The organism is Allobosea sp. NPDC055594 (assembly GCF_053618995.1).
This window is the reverse complement of the sequence record NZ_JBSHIO010000006.1, coordinates 23,225-48,413: the sequence shown is the minus strand read 5'-3', so window position 1 is coordinate 48,413 and position 25,189 is coordinate 23,225. Positions and strand designations below refer to the sequence as shown.

The window sequence follows — 25,189 nt, the reverse complement described above, 5'->3', positions numbered from 1 at the left end:
AAGCTCCGAAAGGACGCTGCACGGGCCGGTCGAGCCGGCTCATGCTCCCTCGCTGGCTTTCGCCGATCGCTGCAAGGACGCCGGTGCCAGCCCTCGACCGGCTTTGCCCGGCATGCCTGCGACAATGCCGGGTACGGGAGATTCGTTGCGAAGCTGGCATGCGAGGCGTTCGACTGGAGCCGCTTCCGCGCGCCATAGTTGCCGGAGGGGCTCAGAGGCCTGATATAGCCAGCCACTCCCGATTTTAAGCTCGTTCGCAGGCTGCGCCATATCAATGAACGTCCCTTCCGACGCCAGAGGAACCAGTTCGGCTGAATTGCGCCTCATCGGCCCGTTACGCAGGCTGGTGGGAGCTGAGCGAAGCGACGCGGCCGATGCGCAGCTCGGCTTCACTCTCTGCTTTATCGCGGGGGCGGTGAACGCCGGTGGCTTCCTGGCCGTCGGCCAATATACGTCGCATATGTCAGGCATCGTCTCGGCGATGGCCGACAATGTCGCCTTGGGTGCAGCCGGCCTCGCGGTCGCCGGGCTCGGCGCGCTGATGTCCTTCGTGCTCGGCGCGGCCTGCTCGGCGGTCCTCATCAATTGGGGGCGCCGGCACGTCGCTTATCGCCAGTACAGCTTTCCGTTGCTGCTCGAGGCGGCGTTGCTGCTCGCATTCGGCCTGATCGGCAGCATGCGGGGATATATGCCGTTCCTGGTCGTCGCCGCGGTACCGCTGCTCTGCTTCATCATGGGATTGCAGAACGCGGTCATCACCAAGGTCTCGCACGCCCGGATCCGGACGACGCATGTGACGGGCATCGTCACCGACATCGGCATCGAACTCGGCAAGCTCTTCTACTGGAATCGCACGGAAGGCCTGCTCGGTGGCCGGGTTCTGGCTGACCGGCGCAAGCTGCGTCTGCTCGCCTCGTTGCTCGGGGCATTCCTGCTGGGCGGGGTGGTCGGCGCCCTTGGCTTCAAGCATATCGGCTTCGTCTCGGCCATTCCGCTCGCATTGCTGTTGTTCTTGCTCGCAGGCGTGCCGATGCTGGTGGACTTTCTCGCGTGGTGTCGCGCTGCCTTCCGTGGAAGGAACTCGCGCGATACCCGCTAAGCGCCGATTTAGCGCCGCCGCGTCCCATCCGCGATCAACGCCAGCCCGTCGTCGATATCGTTCATGCGGCGAGCATCTCCATCTGTTGCGCGACTGTAAGCATGGTCCGAACGCAGTCGGCATGGCGTGGCGACCGCTCCCCATAACCGGCCTCGAAGCAGACAACCTTCGTGCGTGCCCCCCCAGCCTGCTGTGGCGTCTGACAGCCAGCGAGCGTGGTTGCGGCGAGGGCGGCTGCGATGATCCTGAAATTCATGCTGATCTCCGGCAAAAAATCGGCACCGAAACACGCCGAAAATTCGCGCGCAATCATGGGCTTGCAGCTGCGATCGGCTCGGCGTTCAGGAAGCTCTGATCGGCGGTTTCACGGACATGGCGTGCAAGGGGGCAGTCGTCCAGCGAGAAACCGTGTGCGGCCCTGTTCAAAACGCGCTGATCGACGAAAGTCCCGATTCTTGCTGCGCTTGCTCGCGAAATCGCTTGGGTGTCACACCCGTCATTCGCCGGAAAGCGCGCGTAAAGTGCGCGTGGTCGGTGTAACCGGAAGACAGGGCGATTTCGACAATTCTCGCGTCGGTGTCGCGCAAACGCTTGCTGGCGTTCTCGAAACGTGCGGAGGCGACGAGATCGGTGTAGCTGACGCCCGCCTGGGACAGCCTGCGCTGAAGGCTTCGCGGACTGAGCCCAGCCATTTCTGCGACCTGCGGCAGGACGGGGGCGCCCTCGTCGAGATAGGATGGCAACATCATCTTGAGCAGCCCGACGAATTCATAGTCCGACGGGCCGTCTTCCTCGCAAAAGGGTGGAGCGGAAGCAGCGTTCGAGCGGATGGACCTGCCCAGATACGAGACCGGTACGTCGATCCATGAAGCGTGTTGACCCGACAGGAAACGGGAATGAGGCCAGCAGGATTGGGTCTCGATGCTGGGCGTGTATCGGGCCTCGAAGGCTATCGTCGCCGGACTCCAGTGCGGCCCTGTGAACTGTCGAACGATGTGGATCGAAAAAACGAGCTGGAACCACTGAGAATGTTCAAGATGCGGCAGGCCGGCCGTTCCAGCGAGCTTGCTGCAGACTAGTACGCGGTCGTCGCAGCGTTCGAGCCACAATTTCAGGTTGGTGTCTTCGACCGAGGCCCATTTGCACGCTTGCTGGAGCGCCACGAGCAGCGTCGGCGCGTGGCCGATCACGGTCCGCAGTTTCTCGCTCAGCAGCCCGAAATGCATCTCCCGCGACGCTTGAAACCCGAAATCGACGATACCTTGCGCTCTCTGTGCGGCTTCCGCAAAGCGGATTGCGGGCAGGATCGGCACATAGTGATCGGCTTTTTCGACGAGCGAGGAAGGAAGTCGAAACCTGGACAGAAGCGATGCCGATGGAGCGCCGAGATCGTCGAGGATCGCAGCGAACGGAATAAGGACCTGGCAACGAGTTAAGGGAATCTCCCCCATCGAATGACTTTCCCGCGAATTTGCTTCCATGGCAGGTCCGACATTCTCGGGAATGCCGCCCTCGCCGAAAAGATCCGGACCGGAGAACCGTTCAGGTCTCTCCCCCCCTCCGCGGAATTCTGCCAAACGGCTCGGCATCCGTCCACGATCGCTGCAACGCTGGCCGATGACGATCGAAGCGCAGTCTTGGCGTAAAATGGCAAGAACTCCCCGCTGGCCCGCGGCAAATTGAAGCCAAGATCTGCGGCCCGCCACCGGACTTCAGTCGTCGCATGCGACCGCTAAACGACGGAAGACGACGTTGCCGCGGATCACTGAGAGCCATGCCCGGCCCCGGGCGAGGAGATTGTCTTGAAGGCCGTTCGCGTCGCCCGGATCACCCTCGCCGCCGCAACGGGGCAGGCTCGCATGACGTTGCAGAGCGATCGGACTCAGCACGGCCGCGTGAAGCATCTGAGTGCCGGTCTATGACGATGCGGAGCTTTCGCTTGTCGGCGCTTATCGGCACCGTTCTTTGCTGCGGGGCGCAGTCCTTCGCGGCCGACCTCCCGGCGCGTCCGCCGGAGCCGGCCGTGGCCGTATCGACGCCGGCCTGGAGCTATGTCGTGACGCCGTATGCTTGGCTGCCCTCGATTAACGGCTCGACGACGATCAGGGGTCGCACCGCCGACATTGACGCCAGCTTCGGCGATCTGCTGGACCGCAAGATTCCGGAACAGTTGTTTGGCTTGATGGGCGCCTTCGAGGCGCGAAACGGACGCGTCTCGGTGATGACCGACCTCGTCTATATGAAATTGGGAGCGGACGGCGGGGGCGCCCGTGCGCGCAGCGTCCATCCCGCGATCGGCGGAGCGCTCGCCGCTTCGATGTCGGCTCAGTTCGAGATGTTCATCGCCGAAGCGGCTCTGGGCTACGAACTGGTCCGCTGGCAAGGGGCCGGCGTCTCCGAAACGGCGATCGACGTCTATGGCGGCGGTCGCTTCTGGTGGCAGGATGCCGAGACGGATCTGGCGCTGACCGCCGGTCTTAATGTCGGTGATCTGACAATGGTTCGCGGCCGCGCGCGGGCGAGCTCGGGCGACGTGACATGGCTCGATCCGCTGGTCGGGGTGCGCCTGCGCCATCAGTTCACGCCGCAGCTCGACATGGTGCTGCGCGGCGACGTCGGCGGCTTCGGCGCCGGCAGCAGGTTCTCTTGGCAGGCCATGGGGTCCGTCAACTGGGAATTCGCCCGTACCGAAAGCACGGTCTGGAGCGGGATGGCCGGCTATCGAGCCCTCTATGTCGACTATGAGAGGGGCACCGGCCGCAGCCGCTACGAATACGACATGCTCACGCATGGGCCGATCCTCGGTGTCACCGCGCGATTTTAGGCACGGTGGCAGGTCCCGTTCATTCCATTCGCGCAAAGCAATTGAGGAGCCGGATATGAAGATGACGCGTCGATCTGCCGCCTTTGGCGGGATGAGCGTGCTTGCGGCGGCGGCCATGAGCCGTGCGGCCCTCGCACAGGAGGGAGCGCTGCTGGGCGTGGGCGAGGGGCTGGAGGATTTCTGGCTTGCCACCGACGCTTACATCTATGGCTATCCCCTCGTGACGATGGAGATGACCCGGCGGGTCCTGACCAATGTCGCGGAGCCGGCGGGAACAAAGGCGCCGATGGGGCAGCTCATCAAGATGCGCCAGTACCCCGACGCTTCGTTCAAGGCAGTCACCGCCCCCAACGCCGATACGCTCTACACGACGTCGTTCTTCGACGTCGGCCAGGAGCCGTGGGTGCTCAGCGTTCCGGACATGAAGGGTCGCTATTTCCTGCTGCCGATGCTCGACGGCTGGACCAACGTCTTCCAGGTCCCGGGCACTCGGACGACCGGCACCGGCCCGCAGACCTATGCAATCACCGGACCGGGCTGGAAGGGCACGCTGCCCGCCGGCGTCAAGGAGTACAAGTCGCCGACCAATATCGTTTGGCTGCTCGGGCGCATCTATTGCGACGGTACGCCGGCCGATTACGCGGCCGTGCACAAGCTCCAGGATGAGTTCAAGCTCGTTCCGCTGAGCGCGTACGGCAAGCCCTACACACCGCCTCCGGGAAAGGTCGATCTTTCGCTCGATATGAAGACGCCGGTTCGCGAGCAGGTCAACCGCATGGACGCCGTGGCGTATTTCACGCTGCTTTGCGAACTGATGAAGACTAACCCGCCCTCGGAAGCGGATGCTCCGGCGCTGGCGAAATTTGCACGCCTCGGCATCGTTCCAGGCCAGTCCTTCGACGCGAGCAAGTTCAAGTTCGATTTCGTGCGGCGCGTTCCGGAGGTCGGTTACGATCGGATCATGCTCCAGTTCAAGATCAACAAGGCAATCACACGGGAGAACGGCTGGGCCTACACCACGAAGACCGGCATCTACGGCACGGATTATTTGATGCGCGGCCTCGTGACCGCCATCGGCCTCGGCGCCAACCGCCCGCAGGACGCGCTCTATCCGGTTTCGAAGACGGACATGGACGACCGCAAGTACAGCGGCGCGAACAAATACGTCATGCGCTTCCCCAAAGGCCGCCTGCCGCCCGTCGAGGCCTTCTGGTCCGTGACGATGTACGATCCCGCCATGTTCTTCGTGGACAATCCGCTCAATCGGTACTCGATCAGCCCGCGGCAGAACCCGAAAATGAATCCGGACGGCTCGACCGATCTCTACATCCAGCACGAAACTCCGGGCAAGGATCTGGAGTCGAACTGGCTCCCGGCCCCTGCCGGCGACTTTGTCCTCATGTTGCGGATGTACTGGCCGAGCGAGACCAATCCCACGATCCTCGACGGTTCGTGGACGATTCCGCCGGCAAAAAAGGTCTCCTGACGGAGCAGGCCCGAGCCGGCTCTCGCGAACCGGCTCGGGCTCTGCAGGCCTTTTCCGCGCTCCCGGTCACGTCGAAATCAGAATCGAGTCACCATGCGAAAGTCATTGATCGTTGCTGCGTTTCTCGGGCTTGCGACCATGCCGGCGGCGCACGCTCAAACTCCGCTGAGCGCCTATGCGGATGCGAACGGCTATATCGACGTCCAAAAGCTCACCTGCGCTCAGCTTGCCGGAACCTTCCAGGAAGACGCCGACATGCTCAGCACCTGGTATAGCGGCTGGTACAATGGCCTGGCCCGCAAGCATATGCTGAACGTCGCGCGGGCAAAGGAGGCCGAGCACGAGATCATCGTGCATTGCAAGGCCAATCTGAACAAAAAAATCATCGAGGCAATCGCCGTCGTCTTCAAGGATATGCGGACGAAGCTCGGGATCAAGATGAAGCCATAATAGCTCGGCCGCTGATGGCAGGAGGGCGGTTGGTGAAATCTGTGATCCTGGCGGCCGCTGTGCTCGGGCCGGCGCCGGTCCGCTGTGCGGTCGTCAGTGAGACGCGTCTGCCGTTGATCCTGCCTTCCGGCCGACGCCTCAGGGGAAGATCGCTATGAAAACAGGTGTATATCTGTGCGTGCTCCTTGTCGCCGGACTCGCTCTCGCCGGATGCCATACGTCGCAGTCGAGGCAAGCGGAACTCGCCGCCATCTGCGCCGATCCGGCGAACCGGCAGCCCGGTGCATCCTCCTTCGACGAATGCCAGGCAATTTATCCTTCATCAGATCAGGCTCTGCAGAAGGATTATCTGCTCGGAGCGCCCAGCGGAAACTGAACGAAAGCGGAGACATCGAAGAGCGAAACCGGGAACTGCAAGAGATCGATCGAATGGCGCTTTTCTAAGCTGCCAAAGCCAGAGGAGTATTGGTAATAAAGTCTTCGAGGATATCTTCCGTATGCGCAGTTATTGCAGTGACATCCGTCGCGAACTGCCGACAAGGCTTGGCCGATGACAAGGGAGATTCGTTGTCGCAGCAATTCGCCAATCCGGTCGCCAACCTCACCAGCGTGCCGATTCTGCCCTACCGCTGCAGGACCGCAGTGAATCATGCCGGGACCGGCCGTGCTACGGACCTCTTCAGCAAGCTGTTCGGAGAGCACTGCCGTGCTTCTTCCATCCTGGGTCTTCGACGACATCGTATTTGATTTAGGAGGCGATGCTGGAGGATGTCCGGTCTCCACCAGCATTCTATGGCGCATTGAAGCGTCGAGGATCATTTTGGCGGGAGATGGAACAGCGATCGTATTGCTCGCATGAAGTTCGTCTTTCTGCGTGGAATGCGCATCGTGGGCACAGGGCCGTGCGAAAGCAGAAGCCGCAACCCGCTTCGTGCGTTCAGCGGGCTGCGGTTGGTACATTCCTGTTCTGCAGTGAGTTCAGGAACTGGCTCGTTGCAGCTTCGTTTCGGACGGCGATCCGCCCCGATTCGATGATAAAGTCGACGGTCTCCGTGGGTAGCGAGAAGCGGGTTGGCACCCGGTCGAGAAGCTCCTGCCGTTCGGGTCCAGCGTCAGCGAAGGTCAATTCACCGACGAACATATGCAGGTCCGCACAGCTCCATCCCCGCGTGTGACCACGGAGCCGGAAGACGTCGCCAAGTGAGAGACCGCAACGCCAGCGGACGAGTTCACGGCGCCAATTGGCGATCAACAGATTGAAGTGATCGTAGCCGGCGCGCGCGCTGGCATCGATGGCTGCGTCCGCCAAAGCTTCAGCAGTTGTAATACCACCAGGGCCCTCCTGACGGCTTGGCCAAGCACCGGCGGGACTCCGTCCGGAATTGACCACCAAGAATAGGGCGCGGCGCAGTGAAACGGCGATTTCAGGGGTTAGTGGATCATATGGGGTTGCGCCAACGCTTCGGGCAAGCGCTACACCTTGCAAACCGAAATTGTCAGTCACGCCGCCATCGGCGAGTTTGACGTAACGCATCTGTGCGGGATCGCGATAGCGTCGCAGCCCAGCTGCGACCGCGTTGCTCACGGAAGAGCCGCTGCCGATCTGTGATTTGGTGGCCCATGCCGGCAATGGTCCATCGCAATTGCGATGATGGGCCTCCACATTCACGGGCGCGAAAACCAGTGGGAAGGCGGCTGACGCTGCTACTGCGTGCGCGACTGGAAGCTGATCAAGGTCACTACAGAGAGCCGCGAAGGTCTCGCGTGAAAACACGAAGGGCACCCGGTTGTAGATGTCGCTGGCGGCGATCCAGACCGCAGGTTGATTTCGCTGGCGACGGAAGTCGCGGAAGGTCGCTCCTTCGAACAAGGCCTCATCGAGCCAGGCGCTGAGCGAGCTGCTGCTATTCGCTCCGCCCTTGTCGATCACGTTCAGAATGTTTGGCAGACTCACCGAGGTAGAAAAGCTGACTTCAGCATCGCGAAGTAAAAAGCGCTCGCGAAAATCAGAGAGTGCTGCGCGCTGTTTGAGTCCGAAATAGGCTGCCGTGACCGAGCCCCCAGAAACGCCCGAGACAAGATCGATCGCATCGAGCAGTGTGCGACGCTGACGATCGCCCGGAATCCGAACGTTTTCTAACCCTTGAAGGACCCCGAAGGAGAAGGCCGCGGCTCGCGTGCCACCTCCCGAAAAGGCGAGCCCGATCGCGATATCGGGCAGATCGTCGACCGGCAGGAGGCCGTCCTGCGCCTTGGTTGCGCTCAGCGCAGGCCGATTGATCGGGGTCTGATCGAGATCCGCACAACTAGCCGTCAAAAGGATGATCGCGAGCAGAGGGCCAATTCGAAAGGGAAACAACGGAGCAGCTCACTCGAGGAATTAGGCAACGTTCATCTCACTGGAGGATCGTTACCTGCCACGGCTCTGCTGCGCAACCAGCTAATTCTGTCCGCCGCCAGATGATTTTGAAACTGTTTCGGTTTATCAGGAACGGAGGATCTGGCTTGTCCAAGTTTAAGGCTACCCGGCCCGAAAATGATGCTTCAACCGTCTTTTCTGGATGGTCTGGCGCTTGTCCTTTCGCGTTCGGTGATGAAACAAGAAGCGACCGGTGCCGGGCGCCGTCATGGGTGCTCGACGTGTGAGGCTGCAACCGCGAGATAGTCCTGGGTTGTTCTCGCTGTCCCCATCTTGCCAAAGCCTACGCAGTTTGACGGATGACGATCTCATAGCCGAGGTCGATCACTCTTTGTCGCGTGCCTATCCCGTCGATCTGTCGCAGAAGTTGCTCGGCCGCAGCTTCCCCCATGGCACGCCGCGGAACCCGGACGGTCGTGATGGACGGCGATAGGATCGACGACAGCTCCAAATCGTCGAAACCGCCTATGGCAATCTGACTCGGCACCTTGATCCCCCGGCTCTGACATTCGAGAAGGGCGCCGATTGCCAGCACATCGCCGCCGCAGGCGATGCCGTCGACTTCCGGGAAGCGATCGAGATATGCGCCGATCGCCTTGCCGGCTCCGGCATGGGTAAACTCGGTCGGGACATAGCGGATAGCGTCTTCGGCAAACCCGTTGGCGCGCAAGGCAGCCGCATAGCCGGCCCTCCGATCGGTGTTACGGTCATTCGGGGCATAGTCGGTGCAGAGGTGCACGATGTTGCGACAGCCGCGCCTGATGAGGACCTCGGTCAGGTCATACATCGCCTTGTAGTTCGAGTATCCGACGCAGACGCTGATGGGATTCTCGGAGATGTTGAAGGTCTCGACCACCGGGAGGCCGATCCTCTCAATCAAGTCCCGGACCTCGACCGAATGGGTGTAGCCTGTCAGGATTACGCCCGACGGCCGGTAGGACATCAATGATTCCAGAAGGCGGAACTCGCTGTCGGTCGAATAGCCGCTGCAGCCCAACAGGATTCGCATGCCGGCAGCCTCGGAGACCTTGGTGATGCCTTCGTAACACTCGGTGTAAATCTCGGCTCTGAGATTGGGGATGATGACCACGATGAATCCGGAGCGTTTACCGGCGAGCGAGCCGGCGACGAGATTGGGCACGTAGCCGAGTTCCTCGGTGACCGCTCGGATCTTGGCGAGCGTCGCCGGGGCGACTTTCGACGGCTCCCGCAGCGCACGGGAGACGGTCATTAGGGAAACGCCGGCGCGAGACGCAATATCGGACATGCGTGCGAAGCCGGCCTTTTTCATTGTCGCAGGCGCTCTTCCTGACTTCATGTGCTGGAACCGGCCAATTGGCGTTTCTGATGCGCCATCATGGTTGCGCTAACACTTCCATCTTTTGCACTCGCTTGAGTGAATTTCTAGCGGCAACCGTTTCCGAGGTCGAGCGGTCTAGCGAATTGACTATGCTTATCTCGCTGATGGGCCTTTGAAAAGAGAGGGCCGGTGCTGCTCTAGGTCGGTCTCAAACAAAGCTCTTCCCCCCGATTGACAGGCGTAATGATAGCGCTATCATTGATCTAGATCAAACAGCGAGGGAGGACGCCGTGACTTTTGGTCAGAAGATCAAGCGCTATGCTGCGGCAATGGGGCTTGCGCTAGCGCTTGCATCGCCGGCTGCTGCTCAGGATTCGACCTGGGGCCGCGTGACGCAAGGCGGCAAGCTGCGGGTCTCGGGGATTCCGAACGAGGCGCCGTATTACATCAAAGATCGCAAGACGGGTGAGTGGAGTGGCATCTTCATTGAGATGGGGCGCGATATGGCCAAAGGCCTCGGCGTCCAGTTGGAAGTTGTTGAGACCGGCTCCTGGGGGACCGCCGTTCTTGATCTTCAATCAGGCAAGACCGACGTGCACTTCGGTCAGAATCCGAGCCCGGCCAAGGGGAAGGTTCTGCATTTCTCCAACCCGGTCCATATCAACACTTTCAATACTATCTGCCGGAACGTCGAAAGCAAGACCTGGGCCGACCTCAACAGGCCCGAAGTCCGGATCGCTGTCGACGGTGGTTCGGCGCATGAGATGATCACCAAGCGGAACGCGCCCAAGGCGAGCATAACTGTCTACAAGACGCGTGATGAGGTTATCTTGGCGGTTGTCTCGAACAAGGCGGATTGCATGGTCATGACGCCCCTACTTGGACTCGATGCGCTCAAGAAAAATCCCGGCCTCGGCAAGATGTCGGTCCCAGCGCCGGTAGTGTTCACCGATTCTTGTGTCGCGACCGTCCCGCAAGCCGATAAGCGCATGATGGAGTTCATCAACGTCTGGGTCGCCTACCATCGCGGCATGGGCCAGGTCCGAACCTGGCTTGTCGAGGGGCTCGAGAAGATTGGCATCGAGCCGACGAGCATCCCGTCCGAAGTTCAGTTCTGAGGCGACAGCGCGGTTGACCAGTGGGCGCTCGTGCGCCCGCTGGCAATAAGGAAAGCGGCATGGCTTACGATTGGAACTTTGGATTCCTGGCCGAGTATCAGGATCTGCTCTGGCGCGGCATTGCAAATACGTTGGCCTACACCGCGATCTCGATCATGTTTGCTTGCTTGCTCGGAATGGCGATTGCAATCTGCCGAATGACGCCACTCCGGCTCGTCAATTACCCGATCATTGGATTCATAGAGATCTTCCGCTGCACCCCCTTTCTCGTGCAGCTCATCTGGTTCTACTACGCTTTCCCGGTGCTCGTCGGCGTCAGCATGGACGCTCCCACCGCGGCCATCATCGCTCTGACACTGTACGGCAGCGTCTTCTATGCCGAGGTATTCCGCGCCGGCATCGGTTCGATCGATCGCGGCCAATGGGATGCTGGCCGCGGGTTGGGAATGTCCGATAGCAAGCTGCTGTGGCGCATTATCTTGCCACAGGCGGCCCGGCGCATGATCCCTCCTTTCGTCAATCAGTCGATCATGCAGTTGAAGAACACGTCTCTGGTTTCAACATTAGCCATCGCCGAGATTGTCTATCAGGGCAGCCGGATCACTGCGGAGACCTATCGGCCGCTCGAGGTCTACACGGCGATCGCGGTGATTTATTTTGCAATGCTATTTCCACTGACCTTGCTCGCCCAATTCGCCGAGGCGCGGCTCATTAGGAAGGGCGAGTGACATGACGACCTCCTCACCGATCGTCAGCCTCACCGGTATCCAGAAGTGCTTCGGCTCGCTGGAAGTCCTCAGGAACGTCGACCTGCATGTGGAGAAGGGTAGTGTTGTCGCACTGCTTGGCTCGAGCGGGTCGGGAAAGTCGACGCTGCTACGCTGCATCAATCTGCTGGAGCGACCAAATGCAGGGCGGGTCAAAATCGGTCGTCAACAGATCGACTTCAACGACAACGGCCCTCAAGTGGCCAAGCGGGACATTCTGACGCTGCGTCGCACTGTCGGCATCGTTTTCCAGAACTTCAATCTGTTCCCGCATATGACCGCCTTGGCAAATGTCATGGAGGGGCCGGTCTCTGTGCTGGGTCAATCCAGGCGGGAAGCGGCGGAGAAGGCGCTGGCGCTGTTGGCGCGTGTCGGGCTGCAAGACAAGCGCGACGAGTATCCGGCGCGACTATCCGGGGGGCAACGCCAGCGCGTGGCGATCGCCCGCGCCCTAGCTATGAACCCCGAGGTCATGCTCTGCGACGAGGTCACTTCGGCGCTCGATCCCGAGCTGGTCGACGAGGTGCTGCAAGTTCTGCGCTCGCTGGCCGAGGAAGGGATGACCATGATCCTGGTCACCCATGAGATGCGCTTCGCGCAAGAGGTCGCGGACAAGGTCTGCTTCATGAGTGGCGGCCGCATCGTCGAGGAGGGGGCGCCCGACAAAGTCCTGCTGACGCCGGAGCACGAAAGAACCAAGGCCTTTCTGACCCGGTTTCACCGTTCGAATCTGCGCCCCGTCACCTGAACACCTTTCATGCGCCCGCGGGCGTCTCAGACCGAGCATCAGAGGAAGATTTCGATGGCTGTATCCGAATTCCAGGGGCGCCGCTGCGTTGTGACCGGCGGGGCGAAGGGCCTCGGCCTCGCAGTCGCGGCGATGCTCGCGGCACAGGGCGCCAGGCTGGTTCTGTGCGACCGTGACGCCGATGCGCTCGACGCGGCGAAGGCCGAGCTGGCCAATTCCGGCGCTGATGTCGAGACCTTCGTCTGCGACGTTTCGAGCCCGGAGGATATCATCGCTTTCGGCGAAAAGGCCGGCCGCAACGGTGCCATCGACGTACTAATCAACAATGCCGGCTTCTACGCTGGGCGGCCGGTTCGCGAGATCTCCCTCAAGGATTGGGACGACACCTTCAACGTCAACCTGCGCAGCGTCTTCCTGATGAGCCGCGCCTTCATGGACGGTATGGTCGAGCGCGGCTATGGCCGGATCGTCAACATCGCGTCTGTCGACGGCCACATCGCCAAGCCGACCAACTGCCACTACGCAGCCGCCAAGGCGGGCGTCGTCAGCCTCACCCGGTCATTCGCTCGGGAACTCGCGCCCAGCGGTGTCATCGTGAATGCCGTCAGCCCGGGCGCAATCGCAACGGATACGGCAAAGTCGCAGGGCTGGCTGGCGAAGCGGATCACCGAGATCCCCGTCGGTTACGCCGCCGAGGCGGATGATGTCGCGGAAATCGTCGTGTTCCTCGCTTCGGAACGCAACCGCTACATCGTCGGCGAAGTCGTCGTCGCCAATGGCGGGGTCATCTCAGTTTAACCGAGCCGGCCCGAAGGAACCCTGATCCATAGCCGAAAATCGGAGCACGCCCAAAAATGGTAGCGCTATCATCTTTGATGAAAGCCACACGCGGCGACCGGGATTGCGAGGAAAGGCATGCGTCGATGACGATGGATAACAGCGCGCAGCTGGTCGGATGCGACGTCGCCAACAGCAGTGCACCCCGGCAGGCGGCTCCGACGTCCGGGGTGGTCCCGAACGATCCGGATGCGGAGGCCGACGCCGCGGCCGTCTTCCGGGACGGCATGCGCAAGGTCGCGAGCTCGGTCGGGATCGTCACCGCGTCCTTCGAGGGAACGCGCCGCGGCCTGACCGCGACTGCGATCTGCTCGGTCTCGGCCGAGCCGCCCATGCTGGCGGTCTGCATCAACAAGTCGAGCTCCGCGCACGAGGTGATCAGGCGGGCGAGTTTCTTTGCCGTGAACATCCTCGATGCGAGCCAGATGCCGATCGCCGACGCCTTCGGCGGCCGGGCTGGCCCGGACCAGCGCTTCGCAACGGGGGAATGGCACGAGGGAGAAACCGGCGCTCCCGTGCTGCGCGGCGCTGTCGTGACCTTCGAATGCGAACTGACGACGATCGTCGATGCATCGAGCCACACGCTTTTCATGGGGCTCGTCCGAGCGGTGCACAGCTCCGCCGCGACCGATCCTCTTCTCTACCACGACCGCCGCTATCGGCATTGCAGCTAAACATCCGAGAGGACGTCATGATCCAACGCTTTGAAACCACCGGCCGCCTCAGCAAGGCCCTGAAGGCGGGCGGGTTCGTCTTCCTCTCCGGACTGACGGCCAAGGACAAGTCCGGCGACGTGCGCCAGCAGACGCTCGACATCCTGCAGCAGATCGACGGCTACCTGGCGCAGGCCGGTAGCGACAAGTCACATCTGGTTAGCGTCAACATTTGGCTCACCAACATCTCCACCTTCGCCGAGATGAACGCCGCCTGGGAAAGCTGGGCCGACCCGGCCGCGCTGCCGGCGCGGGCGACGGTCGAGTCCGCACTCGCCGGCAAGGGCGCACTGGTCGAGATCCAGGCGCAGGCGATTCTGGCCTGACCGGCCACGTAACGAGACAGATCTTCAAGGATAGACCCATGCATCTCGGGCTCTTCAGCCTCATGCCGTATCGGGACACGAGCCAGCCTCTTGCTTCCGTCTTCCGCCAAACGGTCGATCAGGTCGCGCTCGCCGAGGATATCGGCTTCGATATCGCTTGGTTCGCCGAGCATCACTTCTCGAACTATTGCCTTTGCCCCGCGCCGATCGGCATCGCGACCTATATGGCTGCCCGGACCAAGCGCATCCGGCTCGGCACCGGCGTCATCGTGGTGCCGCTCTACCACCCGCTGCGGATGCTCGAGGACCTCTGCCTGCTCGACATCGTAAGCGACGGCCGTGCCGTGGTCGGTCTGGGCAGCGGCTACCAGCAGTACGAATTCCACAAGTTCGGTGTCGATATCGCGCAGGGCCGCAATATTTTCCTCGAGACCCTCGACGTGTTCGAGCAATTCATCGAGAACGGCCGCGTCGAATACTCCGGCAAGCACATCACCATCCCGGAGACTACCTTCAGCCTCCGCTTCACCCAGAAGCGGCCGGACGTTTATGTCGCCGGCCTTGGCAACGACCCCGAGACGCAGCGTCGCATCGCCACCAAGGGTTATGTCCCGATCTTCACCGCAGGCTGGAACAAGCTCGAGGAACTCCAGGCGTTCCGCGGCAAGGCGCTGGATGCCTACACGGCGGTCGGAGGACGCGCCGAGGGGATGCCCTTCGCCATGCAGCAATACGTCTATGTTACGCGCGACCGAAAGGAGGCCCTCGAGGCCGCCGAGGCTGCGCGCTACATCCGCCGCGTGGCCGGCGCCATGCGCGCCAACTCGGCGCGGCTAGACGGCGTCATCCTGCAGGAGGAGCCGCAGCCCGGGGAACCGACGCTCGCCGAGCTCGCCGATCGCCTGATCATCGGCGATCCGGAGACGGTGGCGGCACGCCTCGACAAGCAGTTCGAGACGCTGAATCCGACCCATTGGAGCCTGTTCATGGCTTTGCCAGGCATCGCGCCGGAAAAGACCCTCCGCTCGATGGAGCTCTTCGGCTCCGAGGTGATGCCCCATCTCCAGCGACACCTGACCTCTCGCTGAGCCAGGCGCCAGCCAAAGCCCGCCGCGGTCATCGCGGCGGGCGCTACGCGAGAGACGGCGCCATTCAGGCCACACGCAATCAAGAGGGGAAAATCATGACGAATTCAGTTGCTGGTAAGGTCACGATCATCACGGGCGGCGGCTCAGGCATCGGCCGCGCCATGGTTCGCAACTTCGCCGAGGCTGGCGCCGCACTGGCGATCCTCGACATACGTCAGGACCGGGCCGAGGAGGCAGCCGAGGAAGCCCGCGCGCTGGGCGTGCAGGCCATCGGCATCGTCGCCGACGGGGCTCGCGCAGCCGACGTCGACGCGGCGGTCAAGCAGGTCGTCGAAGAGTTCGGTCGCATCGACGTGCTCTGCAACAATGCCGGCATCACGGACCGCCAGCGCCCGCTGCTTGAAACACCCCCGGAGATCTGGGAACGTGTCGTCGCCGTCAACCTGACTGGTCCGTATCTCATGTGCCGCGCGGCGATGCCGGTCATGCTGGCGCAGGGCAGGGGCGTGATCATCAACACGGCCTCGATCGCCGGCTTCCTCGGCGGCCGCAGCGGCGCCGCCTATACCGCCTCAAAGCACGGCGTCATCGGGCTGACCCGCAGCATCGCCGCCGCCTATGGCAGCCAGGGTATCCGCTGCAATGCGATTTCGCCCGGTTCTGTCGCGACCGACATCTCGTCCGGCGAGTTCGGTGGCGAGGCGTCTCCTGCCGCGATCTCCCTGCGCGACAAGGGGCTCGCGACCCGGCCCTCGCGCGCGACGCCCGATCAGATCAGCCCGGTGGCGCTGTTCCTGGCCTCGGATGCGAGCGCCTACATCAACGGTCAGAACATCACGGCCGATGACGGCTGGACCGCCTACTGAGGCACTCCGGGGGGCATCGGCCATGACCGTGAAACGAATTCAGAACGTCTATTACCCCGTGTCCGACATGGGTCGGGCCAGCGCATTCTATCGCGACGCCCTGGGGCTGACGCCCAAATTCGCCGATGGTGAGCGCTGGAAGCAGTTCGATGTCGGCGGTTCGAACTTCGCGCTGAGCAGCCCGGAAGAGTCGGCCGTCGAGAGGGGGGCGGTCGCGGTCTTCGAGACTGCGGATATCGCCGAGGCCGAGGCCGCGCTAGTTCGCTCCGGCGGCGCGATCCTGGCGCGGCGCGACATGGGCTCGCACGGCCTGGTCGTCACGGCGAGCGACCCGGATGGCAACGTCTTCCAGCTCTTCGGGCGTCCGAAATGACCGGGCCGGTTCTCGCACCATCGCGGCCGCCTGGCTCCATGCCGCCGATCGACGGAAATCTCGGGCGGGGCGGGAGGCGGCCGCGATGAGCGAAGTCTATCGTGCTCCCGCATGGCGCAAGCTGCTTCCCAACGGGCAAGCCCGGCAAGCCGCCGACGGCAGTTGGGATGCCAACAAGGCCTATGCACGGCTCATTGCGGTACCAATCGCATTTCTGGGACTCTTCTTCGTCTGGCCTCTGCTGCGCGTCCTGTCGCGCAGCGTCACCGAGCCGAGCCTCGGCTTGTCCAACTACGAGCGGATCCTTTCCGGCGGGCCCTATCTGCGCGTGCTGCTCACCACCCTGCAGACCGCATTCTCGGTAACCGCGATCTGCCTGCTCATCGCCTATCCCTTCGCCGTTTACGTCGCGAGCCTGCGCCCGTCCCGGGCCAACTTCATGACCGGCCTGCTCCTGATCCCGCTTTGGACGAGCGTCGTGATCCGCAGCTATGCCTGGATGATCCTGTTCCAGAAGAACGGCGTCCTCAACGAAGCGCTGACCGGCCTGGGCTGGATCGACCGACCGCTCCAGATCCTGCAGACGTCGATCGCCGTCCAGGTTGGCATGGTCCATATCCTGCTGCCGTTCATGATGCTGCCGCTGATCAATAATCTGCGGTCGCTGGACAGGACGCTGCTGCGCGCCGGCGAGGTCCTGGGCGCCGGTCCGGTCAAGCTGTTCCTGCGCGTCTATCTGCCCTTGTCGATGCCCGGCATCGCTGCTGGAGTCTCGCTGGTCTTCATCACCGCGCTCGGCTTCTACGTGACGCCCGCCCTGCTCGGCGGGGCGTCGAACACCATGCTGGCCGTGCTGATCGAGCAGCAGGCCTCGACCTTCCTCGACTGGCCCCTGGCTTCGGCCCTCGCCTCGATGCTGCTGGCGGTGACAGCTGCGATCTACTTTACGGCCAACTGGTTCATCGGTCCCGGAAAGGAGCTGCGCCCTTGAGCCGCATGAATGACGCTTCGCGTGGTGGCCGGAGCGCACGCGTCCTGCTTGCGGCATATGCCGTGCTGGTCGTCCTCTTCCTGGTCCTGCCCATCCTGGTGGTGGTGCCGCTTTCGGCCAGCAGCGACGCCTATCTCCGGTTCCCGCCGGGCGGATGGGGCCTGCGCTGGTACCAGGCAGCGTTCAACGAGCCGCGCTGGTGGCGCGCAACCTGGAACAGCATCCTGATCGGCGTGCCGGTCGCTGCGATCTCGGCGGTGGTCGGAACCTGCGCGGCATTGGCGATCGCGCGCTCGCGCGCCGGCTGGACCCGCCCGGCAGCCGTGCTGGTCACTGCGCCGATGATGCTGCCGCACGTCATCCTCGCGATCGGCCTCTACCCGATTGTCGTCGACCTGCGGCTGACCGGAACCTTCTGGGCGCCGATCCTCGGCCACTCGGTCGTCGGGATTCCGCTCGTCTTCGTCGCAGTTAGTGCCGCGTTGCGGAACTACGACTTCCAGCTCGAGCTCGCGGCCATGACCTTGGGCGCCAATCAATGGCGGGCGTTCAGCAAGGTCACGCTCCCCATGATCGCGCCGTCCGCCGTTACCGGCGCCGTGCTCGCATTCGCCACTTCGTTCGACGAGCTGATGCTGTCGCTGTTCCTGACGGGACCGCGGACCGAGACGCTGCCGCGGCTGATCTGGGACCAGCTCGCTTATGCGCTCACCCCCACCATCGCCGCCATCGCCACGCTCGTGCTGTCGCTGGCGATCCTCGTCCTCGTCTTCGTCCTTCTCCGTTTCGCCGCCGCGAGCGAACGGTCCACGTCCAGGAGCCAGCCATGAGGGGTGCCGCACTTGAGTTTCGTGACGTCGCCAAGAGTTATGGCGAGCTGAGCGTCCTGCAGCCGACCTCGCTGCATATCGAGCCGGGCGAGTTCTTTGCCCTGCTAGGCCCCAGCGGGTCGGGAAAGTCGACCCTGCTTGGGACGGTCGCGGGTTTCGTGCCGCTGACCAGCGGATCGATCGTGCTCGATGGCCAGGCGATCAACAGCCGCCCGCCTCACAAGCGCAACATCGGGATGGTCTTCCAGAACTACTCGCTGTTTCCGTTCCGGACGGTCGCGCAGAACGTCGCCTTCCCCCTGGAGATGCGGGGCGCCTCGAAACAGGAGGCGCAGGCGAAGGTCGATGCGATGCTGGCGATGGTCCAGCTCGGCCATCTGTGTGACCGCCTGCCAAAGCAGCTCTCGGGCGGCCAGCAGCAGCGCGTCGCGCTTGCGCGCGCAGCCGTCTACGACCCGCCGCTCCTGCTCATGGACGAGCCGCTCGGGGCGCTCGACAAGAAGCTGCGCGAGGGCATGCAGGACGAGATCAAAGCCTTCCATCGAAAGGTCGGATCGACCGTTCTATACGTCACGCACGATCAGGAGGAGGCTGCGGCGATGGCCGATCGCATGGCCATTATGAATCGTGGCCGGCTCGAGCAGGTCGGAACCCCACGCGAGCTTTACGACGAGCCCCGGAACGCCTTCGTCGCGAACTTCCTCGGCGAGGCAAACCTGTTCCGTCTCCGGGACGACGCGTCCAGCGGCGCGCTCGTCGAAACGCGGAGCGGACTGCCGCTGAAAACCTGGCACGCTGCTGCGTTTCCGGGGCCGTGCTTCGCCTGCGTCAGGCCGGAAAACATCCAGCTGTCGGAGGGCAGCGCGGCCTCCGACAACAGCTTCAGCGGCGAGATCGAGGACGCCGTGCATCTGGCGGGAGTGGTGAAATACCGCGTCCGCCTCAATCCAAGCTGTTCGGTGATCGTCAGGGCGACCTCCGAGCGCGGTGCGAGGCTGCATGATCTCCGGGAGACCGTGAGCGTGACTTGGAAGGCCAAGGACACCCTGATCATTCCGGAATGACTGCCAGCAAGAGCGAGATCGTGGCGCACCCGCCGCGATCGACGTGCTCATGGCCCGCCGTCGACATGCAGCCGGAGGCGGGAGCGGCACATGGGCAGCAAGGCAAGACCAGCCGCTTCACCTAACGGGAGAGAACGAATGACCATGACCTTCATGTCGCGCCGTGGAGTGCTGCGCGCCGGCCTGGGCGCCACGCTCGCTGGAACAATCGCCGCGCCGACGGTGCTGCGCGCCCAAGCCCGCAGCCTGGTCATCGCCACCACGGGCGGCAAGACCGAGGAAGCGCTCAAGAAAGCGGTCTTCGAGCCCTACACGAAGAAGACCGGTATTGAGATCGTCACGACCTCGACCGTCTATGCCAAGGTCAAGTCGATGGTCGAGGCCAATGCGATCGAATGGGACGTCGTCAGCGCCGACGCTGCGATCGCAGCGAGCTTCGGTGCCCAAGGCTTGCTCGAGCGGCTTGATTTCGGCGTGATCGATAAATCCGCACTGATCCCCGGCGTGCCACGCGACTACTACATCCCCTTCGACGTCGCTGCCGCGGTGATCGGCTGGAGCACCAAATCGATCAAGTCCGACGCTGCCCCGAAGACCTGGGCCGAGATGTGGGACCAGCAGAGGTTCAAGGGCCGCCGCGGCCTGTGGAAGCAGCCTTTCCAGACCCTCGAGATCGCGCTGATGGCCGATGGGGTCGACAAGGACAAGCTCTATCCACTCGACCTGGAGCGGGCGCTGCGCAGTCTCGATAAGCTCAAGCCCAATCTCTATTGGTGGAGCACCGGCGCCCAGTCGACCCAGATCCTGCTCGACGACGAGGTGCCGCTGGCGATGGGCTGGAATGGGCGCCTCTACGACCCGCGCGCCGAGGGAGGCTCGCTCGATTTCACATTGAACCAGTCGCTCTTCGTCGCCAACGCGATGCAGATTCTGAAGGGCGCCAAGAACAAGAAGGCTGCGATGGAGTTCATCGCCTTCGCGCTGCAGCCCGAGCAACAGGCGGCCTATGCGAAGCTGATCCCCTACGGCCCGGTCAACAAGAATGCGCTCGCCCTGCTGCCGCCGGAGCGGCTCAAGGACGTTCCTTCGTCCGAGATGAATATCGGCAAGGGCGTGTTCCAGGATTACGATTGGTGGGCAGAGAACGGCAGCAAGATCACGCCGCGCTTCAACCAGTGGCTTCTGTCTTGATTTAGGAGAATTTCCACTCCAGCTGCCGGCCCAAATGAGCCCGACGGCCGCGTCGAAGCCTTTCGCGCGGCCGATTTCCTAAAGGTTCCAGCGCAGGAGCGGGACCTGAAACGACCGGCATCAAGAAGCTGTTCTCCAAACAGGCACCAGCGCCGTATGTCGGCTATCAGCGACGGTGCTTGTGGTCAGATTGTGAAAACTGTGGGCCGTTGGCGAAAGCGCGCGAAATACGTTCCAGCTATGTTGGCGGGAAAGCTGTTCTCGAAGTGGGCATGGTTCGTTCACCCATCGAGCGGCAGTCCAACGGGAAACGATGAAATCGACGACTGCGGAGGCGCCTGCGGCACCCTATCGACACATATCGGCCAACCCGGCGGTCGCCACCCTCCTTCCCAGGCGCCGCTCCTTGACTGTCTGAACCCATTTTAGATGTTCGGTCGGTTCCGGACGTTGGCTAGATGTTCCTTCAAGGTCATGCCCGGTCCGATCATAAGGGATCGTCAGCCCTCGCGGCGGCGGTGGCAAACGCGCAACTCGTGCCGCTGGACGAGCCGGCGACCGGAATCGATCGCACGCTCCTGCGCAAGATCAGGATTAGAATCGAATGCAAGCCCCGCAGCTTCACCGTCGCGGAAACGCGACAAGGCTGCCCATTTCGCAAGCCGCGCTGCGGAACCTGTCTGCATGAAAGGCGTGATCATGAACGTCCCGGTAACCCTCACCACCGAACCGAAACCGATCCCCGAGGATGTTGGCGACACGTTCGGCGCCTATTTCACCGACCACATGTTCCTGATGAACTACACGGCCGGCCGGGGCTGGCACGATCATCGCATCGTTCCGTTCGGGCCGGTGCCTGTGCATCCCTCGGCTTCCGCCATCCAGTACGGACAGTCGATCTTCGACGGCTACAAGGCCTATCGCTGCGAGGACGGCATGGTCCGCCTTTTCCGGCCGCAGGCGCATATCGAGCGGATCAATCGGTCGACGGCCCGCATGTGCATGCCGCAGGTCGATCCGCAGGATCTGCTCGCTGCCATGGTGCAGCTGGTCGACCTCGACAGGGACTGGATCCCGCATCAGAAGGGCAAGGCGCTCTACGTGCGCGAGACCATGATCGGCACCGAAGGCTACATGGCAGTCCGCCCGTCGGCGGAATATCTTTTCCTGCTGTTCCTGTCACCGGTCGGCAACTACTACGCCGAGGGTGTCAACCCGGTGAATATCCTGGTCTCCGACAGCTATGTCCGGGCTGCGCGCGGCGGCATCGGCGCCGCGAAGGCGGCCGCCAACTACGGCGCGAGCCTGCTGGCGACCGAGGAGGCGAAAGCGAAGGAGTACACCCAGGTCCTGTGGCTCGATTCCGTCGAGCGGCGCTTCATCGAGGAGGTCGGGACCATGAACATCATGATGAAGATCGGTGACGAGATCGTCACCCCGCCCTTGACGGATTCGATCCTGCCCGGTGTGACCCGCCTCAGCGCGCTCCAGCTCCTGCGCGAATGGGGGCTCAAGGTCAGCGAACGCCAGGTCGATATCAACGACCTCATGGACGGTGTTCGGTCCGGCCTCGTGGACGAGGTCTGGGGCGTCGGGACGGCGGCCGTCGTCTCGCCAGTCGGACAATTGACCTATAGCGACCGCAGCGTGGTGATCGGTGGCGGAAGGACCGGGGCGGTCACGCAGCGACTTTACGACGCGATCACCCGGCTTCATACCATGCCCGGCCCCGACCCTTACGGCTGGCGGATCGATGTCCCGCCGCGCGCGGCGGGCTGACCCGAAGGAGCGGTGCGTGAACGGGCATCGTCGGCGTCGAGCTCGTGGGGCACGGCATCGCGTGCAATCAGTCGGTGGGCGAGCTTTTGAGCCTCGGCGCGCGGTCGGCGTCTACGCCCGCGGAGGTTGCCACGGCGTTCGAGGTCCAGATTCTTTGCGTCACGGGGGCTCCCCAGGTCGAGGCGGTGCTGAAGGGCGCCGATGGCGTGCTGTCGGCTCTGCGGCAGAGAGCGGTCATGGTCGATTGCTCGACGTCATTGCTGGATTCGACCTTGCGGATGCCGGCTCGCGAGCGCTCATCCCGTCTTCTCCTTCGCCAACCCTGCGATAGCGATCGGGAATTTTCCGGGAACGCTCTACGGCATCGAAGGCGATGTGCCTCCACGGTCGAGAACGTGCTGGTACTGGATCCCCGGGCGGGGCTGAGCGGGCCGGCGGCGCGCGGCGACCGTCGCATCGTCGTCGAGCGGCAGGCCGCCGCCGCCCGCAGGCATCGGAAGGCGGGCGCCGCTTACGGGTTGCTCAGCGACATGGCGATGGCGTTGAAGGTTTCGGGACGGACGCGCTAGCGCGCGATTTCAGAACCTGAAGCGATCGCGCCAGCCCTTGGGGGTCATTCCGACAGCCGCCTTCATCGCCGTGCACAGATGGCTCTGGCTGGAGAATCCGCATTTGCTGGCGATCTGCGGCAGGTCTTCGCCGGTGGATTGCAGGAGGTCCTTCGCCTTTTCCAGCCGTCGCTTCATCAGCCACCTGTGGGGCGTCTCGCCGGTCTGGTTGCGGAAGCTTCGCACGAAATGCGTCCGGCTGATCCCCGCCGCGTTCGACAGGTCCTCCAGCGAGATGCTCTGATCGAGATGGGCATCGACGTAGTCCACGACCCGTGCGAGCCGCCATTTCGGAAAGGCGATCAACGGTTCCTCGAAGCGGAACCGGTCGGCCTTCTTGATCAGCACGGCGAGCAGGGTCATCAGGATGCCGTCCGCCATATGGCGGTCGACGGCATGGCCGCCGTCGCTGCACCCCCACATCCGGCCGATCAGGTCCTCGACGAACGGATCGACGATGCTGTCCGCGCAGAGCGGGATTAGCGCCTCCCGGATCTTCCCGGTCGAGGACGAGCCCAGCACAAGCCGCGCCGTCGTATCAGGGATCGTCAGGATGATGATCTTGCGGCTGCCGTCGATTGCCCAGCGGCTTTCCACACCCGAGGGGACCACGACCATGCGGCTGGGGGTGGCGGTCTCCTCATGGCGCCTGCCCAGCATCGACCATCGCCAAGTGCAATGCCGGTCGACTGTCACCGGCAGGGCGACGATGGTCTCCGGGACCTCGGGGTCCTCGAAATCATGAGGACCCTGATCGACGCAGATCATGTTGAAACTATACAGGCCCTTCGAGCGGCGATGCTCCTGCGGAAAGACCCTGTAATCGGATTTTTTGTAGAAATCCGCGTATGTCGCCCACTTCTGCGTGCCCATTCCGCGGCGTCTTTCCGGTCTGGTCCTGGGTCTGCGGAGTTTGCGACTATCTGGACGATTTTGGGGCGGTCAAGCAAGTCTCGCCCCGCCGCTATTCAGTGTTGATCCAGATCGCCTTCGTGTCGAGATGTTCCTCCAGATGCTCGACGCCGCGCCCGCTCCGAAGCCCGTCCCGTCACGATGTTCAGGACGCCCTCGGGCAGGCCGGCCTCAGCCACTAGGCGGGCGATCATTTCCACTTCGGTTCGCCGGGCATCCCGCCGCAGCCGCACTCGATCGTCAGGCCGCGAAAAGCTTTCCCGATGCAACCGGCGCTGTCGATCCTGGGCGTTTCATCTGAGCGCCCGTTTTTTCATATCCGTACCCTTCCGTTCGCCCGCCACGCTCCGGCCGAGGATTCGAACTTTTCACAGCCGCGGGTCTTTCCTAGCCTTGGGCCGTATCATGGTGCGAACTGCGCAGGACGGTGGCGCGACATCGCACGCGGCTGGCTCGGGAAGTGCACGGAACCTCAGGTGAGGCCTCTCAACATCACGGGCGCGGGTCGCGCTGATCCCTCTTGCCGCCAGGAACAACTCTTTCCCTTGCTGCCAGTCAAAAAGGAAACACGAATGTCCATCCGCATGATCAAAGCCGTGATCGTTGCTTTGTCGCTCGCCGCCCTGGCGCCGGCGGTCGCCTCCGCCGATTCGCTTGAAAACATCACCAAGACCGGCGTCATCCGGATTGCCGTTCCCGAGGACTTCTCCGGCTACGGCATGATGGGCCCTGATCTCAAGCCCGTCGGCTATGACGTTGATGTCGCTGCCTATGTGGCTAGGAAGCTCGGCGCCACCCTCGAACTCGTCCCCGTCGGCGGCGCGAACCGCATACCCGCCCTGCAAACCAACAAGGCGGACCTCATTATCGCGGTCCTGGGCAAGAATGCCGAGCGCGAGGCGGTGATCGACTTCACCAATGCCTACGGCATCCTGAACAACTCGGTCTTCGCCGAAGCGGGCACCAAGATCAGCGGCCCGGCCGATCTGGCTGGTAAATCGGTGTCGGCCCTGCGCGGCGGCATCGCCGACACCTTGCTGACGGAGGTCGCGCCCCCGAAGGCCACCATCAAGCGTTACGAGGACGAGAACGGCAACACGCAGGCCTTCCTGTCCGGCCAGGTCGACGCTATCGCGACCGGCGATCTCATCATCAACGCTCTCGTCGCACGCAAGCCGGCGCGCGTCCCGGTCGAGAAGTTCATCCTCAATAAATCGCCGCTCCATATCGGCGTGAAAAAGGGCGAGAAGGCGCTGGTCGAGCGCGTCAACAAGATCATTGCCGAGATGATCGCCGACGGCAGCCTCCGGACCGCCTCGCAGAAATGGCTGGGCCGAGACCTCCCCGAAAAGTTCTGATCCCGGCAAACCTATGCAGGCGCGCCGTCGCGGCTCGCCTGC

24 protein-coding genes and 1 pseudogene are annotated in these 25,189 nt (G+C 62.9%); 20 read left to right on the top strand and 5 right to left on the bottom strand.

Annotated elements, in window-relative coordinates:
- Positions 1–274: 274 nt before the first annotated feature.
- Positions 275–1,042 (top strand): annotated as a pseudogene (locus ACWGRX_RS13800) (YoaK family protein); the annotation flags it as partial.
- Positions 1,043–1,521: 479 nt separating this feature from the next.
- On the opposite strand, the gene ACWGRX_RS13795 reads toward ACWGRX_RS13800, so the two are convergent.
- Complete coding sequence (locus tag ACWGRX_RS13795) at positions 1,522–2,676, bottom strand: AraC family transcriptional regulator (RefSeq protein ID WP_452117995.1); 1,155 nt, start codon at positions 2,674–2,676, stop codon at positions 1,522–1,524.
- Positions 2,677–3,017: 341 nt separating this feature from the next.
- Here ACWGRX_RS13795 and ACWGRX_RS13790 point away from each other — a divergent pair, with 341 nt between their 5' ends.
- From ACWGRX_RS13790 to ACWGRX_RS13780, 3 genes are all read left to right on the top strand, one after another.
- Positions 3,018–3,923: a hypothetical protein gene (locus ACWGRX_RS13790; protein WP_452117994.1), complete on the top strand. Its 906-nt coding sequence runs from the start codon at positions 3,018–3,020 to the stop codon at positions 3,921–3,923.
- Positions 3,924–3,978: 55 nt separating this feature from the next.
- Positions 3,979–5,409, top strand: coding sequence for a DUF1254 domain-containing protein (locus ACWGRX_RS13785; RefSeq protein ID WP_452117993.1), 1,431 nt, complete (start codon positions 3,979–3,981; stop codon positions 5,407–5,409).
- A gap of 93 nt (positions 5,410–5,502) precedes the next feature.
- Positions 5,503–5,859 (top strand): HdeA/HdeB family chaperone, encoded by a 357-nt coding sequence (locus ACWGRX_RS13780; protein WP_452117992.1) that lies wholly within the window; start codon positions 5,503–5,505, stop codon positions 5,857–5,859.
- Between the two features lie 345 nt (positions 5,860–6,204).
- Here the strand turns inward: ACWGRX_RS13780 and ACWGRX_RS13775 are convergent, their stop codons facing one another.
- From ACWGRX_RS13775 to ACWGRX_RS13765, 3 genes are all read right to left on the bottom strand, one after another.
- Positions 6,205–6,819 carry a hypothetical protein gene (locus ACWGRX_RS13775; RefSeq protein ID WP_452117991.1) on the bottom strand — a complete coding sequence of 205 codons (615 nt, stop codon included), beginning with the start codon at positions 6,817–6,819 and terminating at the stop codon, positions 6,205–6,207.
- On the bottom strand, positions 6,797–8,218 hold the full coding sequence (locus ACWGRX_RS13770) for a patatin-like phospholipase family protein (protein WP_452117990.1): 1,422 nt from the start codon (positions 8,216–8,218) through the stop codon (positions 6,797–6,799). The genes ACWGRX_RS13775 and ACWGRX_RS13770 overlap by 23 nt, the downstream gene beginning before the upstream one ends.
- 343 nt (positions 8,219–8,561) lie before the next feature.
- Positions 8,562–9,569, bottom strand: coding sequence for a LacI family DNA-binding transcriptional regulator (locus ACWGRX_RS13765; protein ID WP_452117989.1), 1,008 nt, complete (start codon positions 9,567–9,569; stop codon positions 8,562–8,564).
- 299 nt (positions 9,570–9,868) lie between these two features.
- Here ACWGRX_RS13765 and ACWGRX_RS13760 point away from each other — a divergent pair, with 299 nt between their 5' ends.
- The 15 genes from ACWGRX_RS13760 to ACWGRX_RS13690 all read left to right on the top strand — a co-directional run bounded on the left by ACWGRX_RS13760 (position 9,869) and on the right by ACWGRX_RS13690 (position 22,838).
- The gene (locus tag ACWGRX_RS13760; RefSeq protein ID WP_452117988.1) at positions 9,869–10,696 is read left to right on the top strand and encodes a transporter substrate-binding domain-containing protein; all 828 of its coding nucleotides are present in this window, start codon (positions 9,869–9,871) and stop codon (positions 10,694–10,696) included.
- Between the two features lie 59 nt (positions 10,697–10,755).
- Positions 10,756–11,424 (top strand): amino acid ABC transporter permease, encoded by a 669-nt coding sequence (locus ACWGRX_RS13755; RefSeq protein ID WP_452117987.1) that lies wholly within the window; start codon positions 10,756–10,758, stop codon positions 11,422–11,424.
- Position 11,425: 1 nt separating this feature from the next.
- Complete coding sequence (locus ACWGRX_RS13750) at positions 11,426–12,211, top strand: amino acid ABC transporter ATP-binding protein (RefSeq protein ID WP_452117986.1); 786 nt, start codon at positions 11,426–11,428, stop codon at positions 12,209–12,211.
- A 54-nt stretch (positions 12,212–12,265) separates the two neighbouring features.
- Positions 12,266–13,009, top strand: coding sequence for an SDR family NAD(P)-dependent oxidoreductase (locus ACWGRX_RS13745; RefSeq protein WP_452117985.1), 744 nt, complete (start codon positions 12,266–12,268; stop codon positions 13,007–13,009).
- 77 nt (positions 13,010–13,086) lie between these two features.
- Positions 13,087–13,722: a flavin reductase family protein gene (locus ACWGRX_RS13740; RefSeq protein WP_452117984.1), complete on the top strand. Its 636-nt coding sequence runs from the start codon at positions 13,087–13,089 to the stop codon at positions 13,720–13,722.
- A 17-nt stretch (positions 13,723–13,739) separates the two neighbouring features.
- Entirely contained in the window at positions 13,740–14,087 is a 348-nt protein-coding gene (locus ACWGRX_RS13735) for a RidA family protein (RefSeq protein WP_452117983.1), read from the top strand.
- A gap of 38 nt (positions 14,088–14,125) precedes the next feature.
- Positions 14,126–15,175, top strand: coding sequence for an LLM class flavin-dependent oxidoreductase (locus ACWGRX_RS13730; RefSeq protein ID WP_452117982.1), 1,050 nt, complete (start codon positions 14,126–14,128; stop codon positions 15,173–15,175).
- Positions 15,176–15,270: 95 nt separating this feature from the next.
- A complete protein-coding gene (locus ACWGRX_RS13725; RefSeq protein WP_452117981.1) occupies positions 15,271–16,041 on the top strand; it encodes an SDR family NAD(P)-dependent oxidoreductase in 771 nt (256 codons plus the stop codon).
- A gap of 22 nt (positions 16,042–16,063) precedes the next feature.
- Positions 16,064–16,414: a VOC family protein gene (locus ACWGRX_RS13720; protein ID WP_452117980.1), complete on the top strand. Its 351-nt coding sequence runs from the start codon at positions 16,064–16,066 to the stop codon at positions 16,412–16,414.
- Positions 16,415–16,499: 85 nt separating this feature from the next.
- Positions 16,500–17,405: an ABC transporter permease gene (locus ACWGRX_RS13715; RefSeq protein ID WP_452117979.1), complete on the top strand. Its 906-nt coding sequence runs from the start codon at positions 16,500–16,502 to the stop codon at positions 17,403–17,405.
- A gap of 62 nt (positions 17,406–17,467) precedes the next feature.
- Positions 17,468–18,235 carry an ABC transporter permease gene (locus tag ACWGRX_RS13710; protein ID WP_452117978.1) on the top strand — a complete coding sequence of 256 codons (768 nt, stop codon included), beginning with the start codon at positions 17,468–17,470 and terminating at the stop codon, positions 18,233–18,235.
- Positions 18,232–19,299: an ABC transporter ATP-binding protein gene (locus ACWGRX_RS13705; protein ID WP_452117977.1), complete on the top strand. Its 1,068-nt coding sequence runs from the start codon at positions 18,232–18,234 to the stop codon at positions 19,297–19,299. The genes ACWGRX_RS13710 and ACWGRX_RS13705 overlap by 4 nt, the downstream gene beginning before the upstream one ends.
- A gap of 138 nt (positions 19,300–19,437) precedes the next feature.
- Positions 19,438–20,490, top strand: coding sequence for an ABC transporter substrate-binding protein (locus tag ACWGRX_RS13700; protein ID WP_452117976.1), 1,053 nt, complete (start codon positions 19,438–19,440; stop codon positions 20,488–20,490).
- Positions 20,491–21,174: 684 nt separating this feature from the next.
- The gene (locus ACWGRX_RS13695; RefSeq protein WP_452117975.1) at positions 21,175–22,269 is read left to right on the top strand and encodes a branched-chain amino acid aminotransferase; all 1,095 of its coding nucleotides are present in this window, start codon (positions 21,175–21,177) and stop codon (positions 22,267–22,269) included.
- Positions 22,270–22,313: 44 nt separating this feature from the next.
- Positions 22,314–22,838, top strand: coding sequence for an NAD(P)-binding domain-containing protein (locus ACWGRX_RS13690; RefSeq protein ID WP_452117974.1), 525 nt, complete (start codon positions 22,314–22,316; stop codon positions 22,836–22,838).
- Between the two features lie 9 nt (positions 22,839–22,847).
- Here ACWGRX_RS13690 and ACWGRX_RS13685 read toward each other — a convergent pair whose 3' ends face one another.
- Positions 22,848–23,750 carry a helix-turn-helix domain-containing protein gene (locus ACWGRX_RS13685; RefSeq protein ID WP_452117973.1) on the bottom strand — a complete coding sequence of 301 codons (903 nt, stop codon included), beginning with the start codon at positions 23,748–23,750 and terminating at the stop codon, positions 22,848–22,850.
- A gap of 611 nt (positions 23,751–24,361) precedes the next feature.
- Here ACWGRX_RS13685 and ACWGRX_RS13680 point away from each other — a divergent pair.
- Positions 24,362–25,147, top strand: coding sequence for a transporter substrate-binding domain-containing protein (locus ACWGRX_RS13680; protein ID WP_452118217.1), 786 nt, complete (start codon positions 24,362–24,364; stop codon positions 25,145–25,147).
- Positions 25,148–25,189 lie beyond the last annotated feature (42 nt).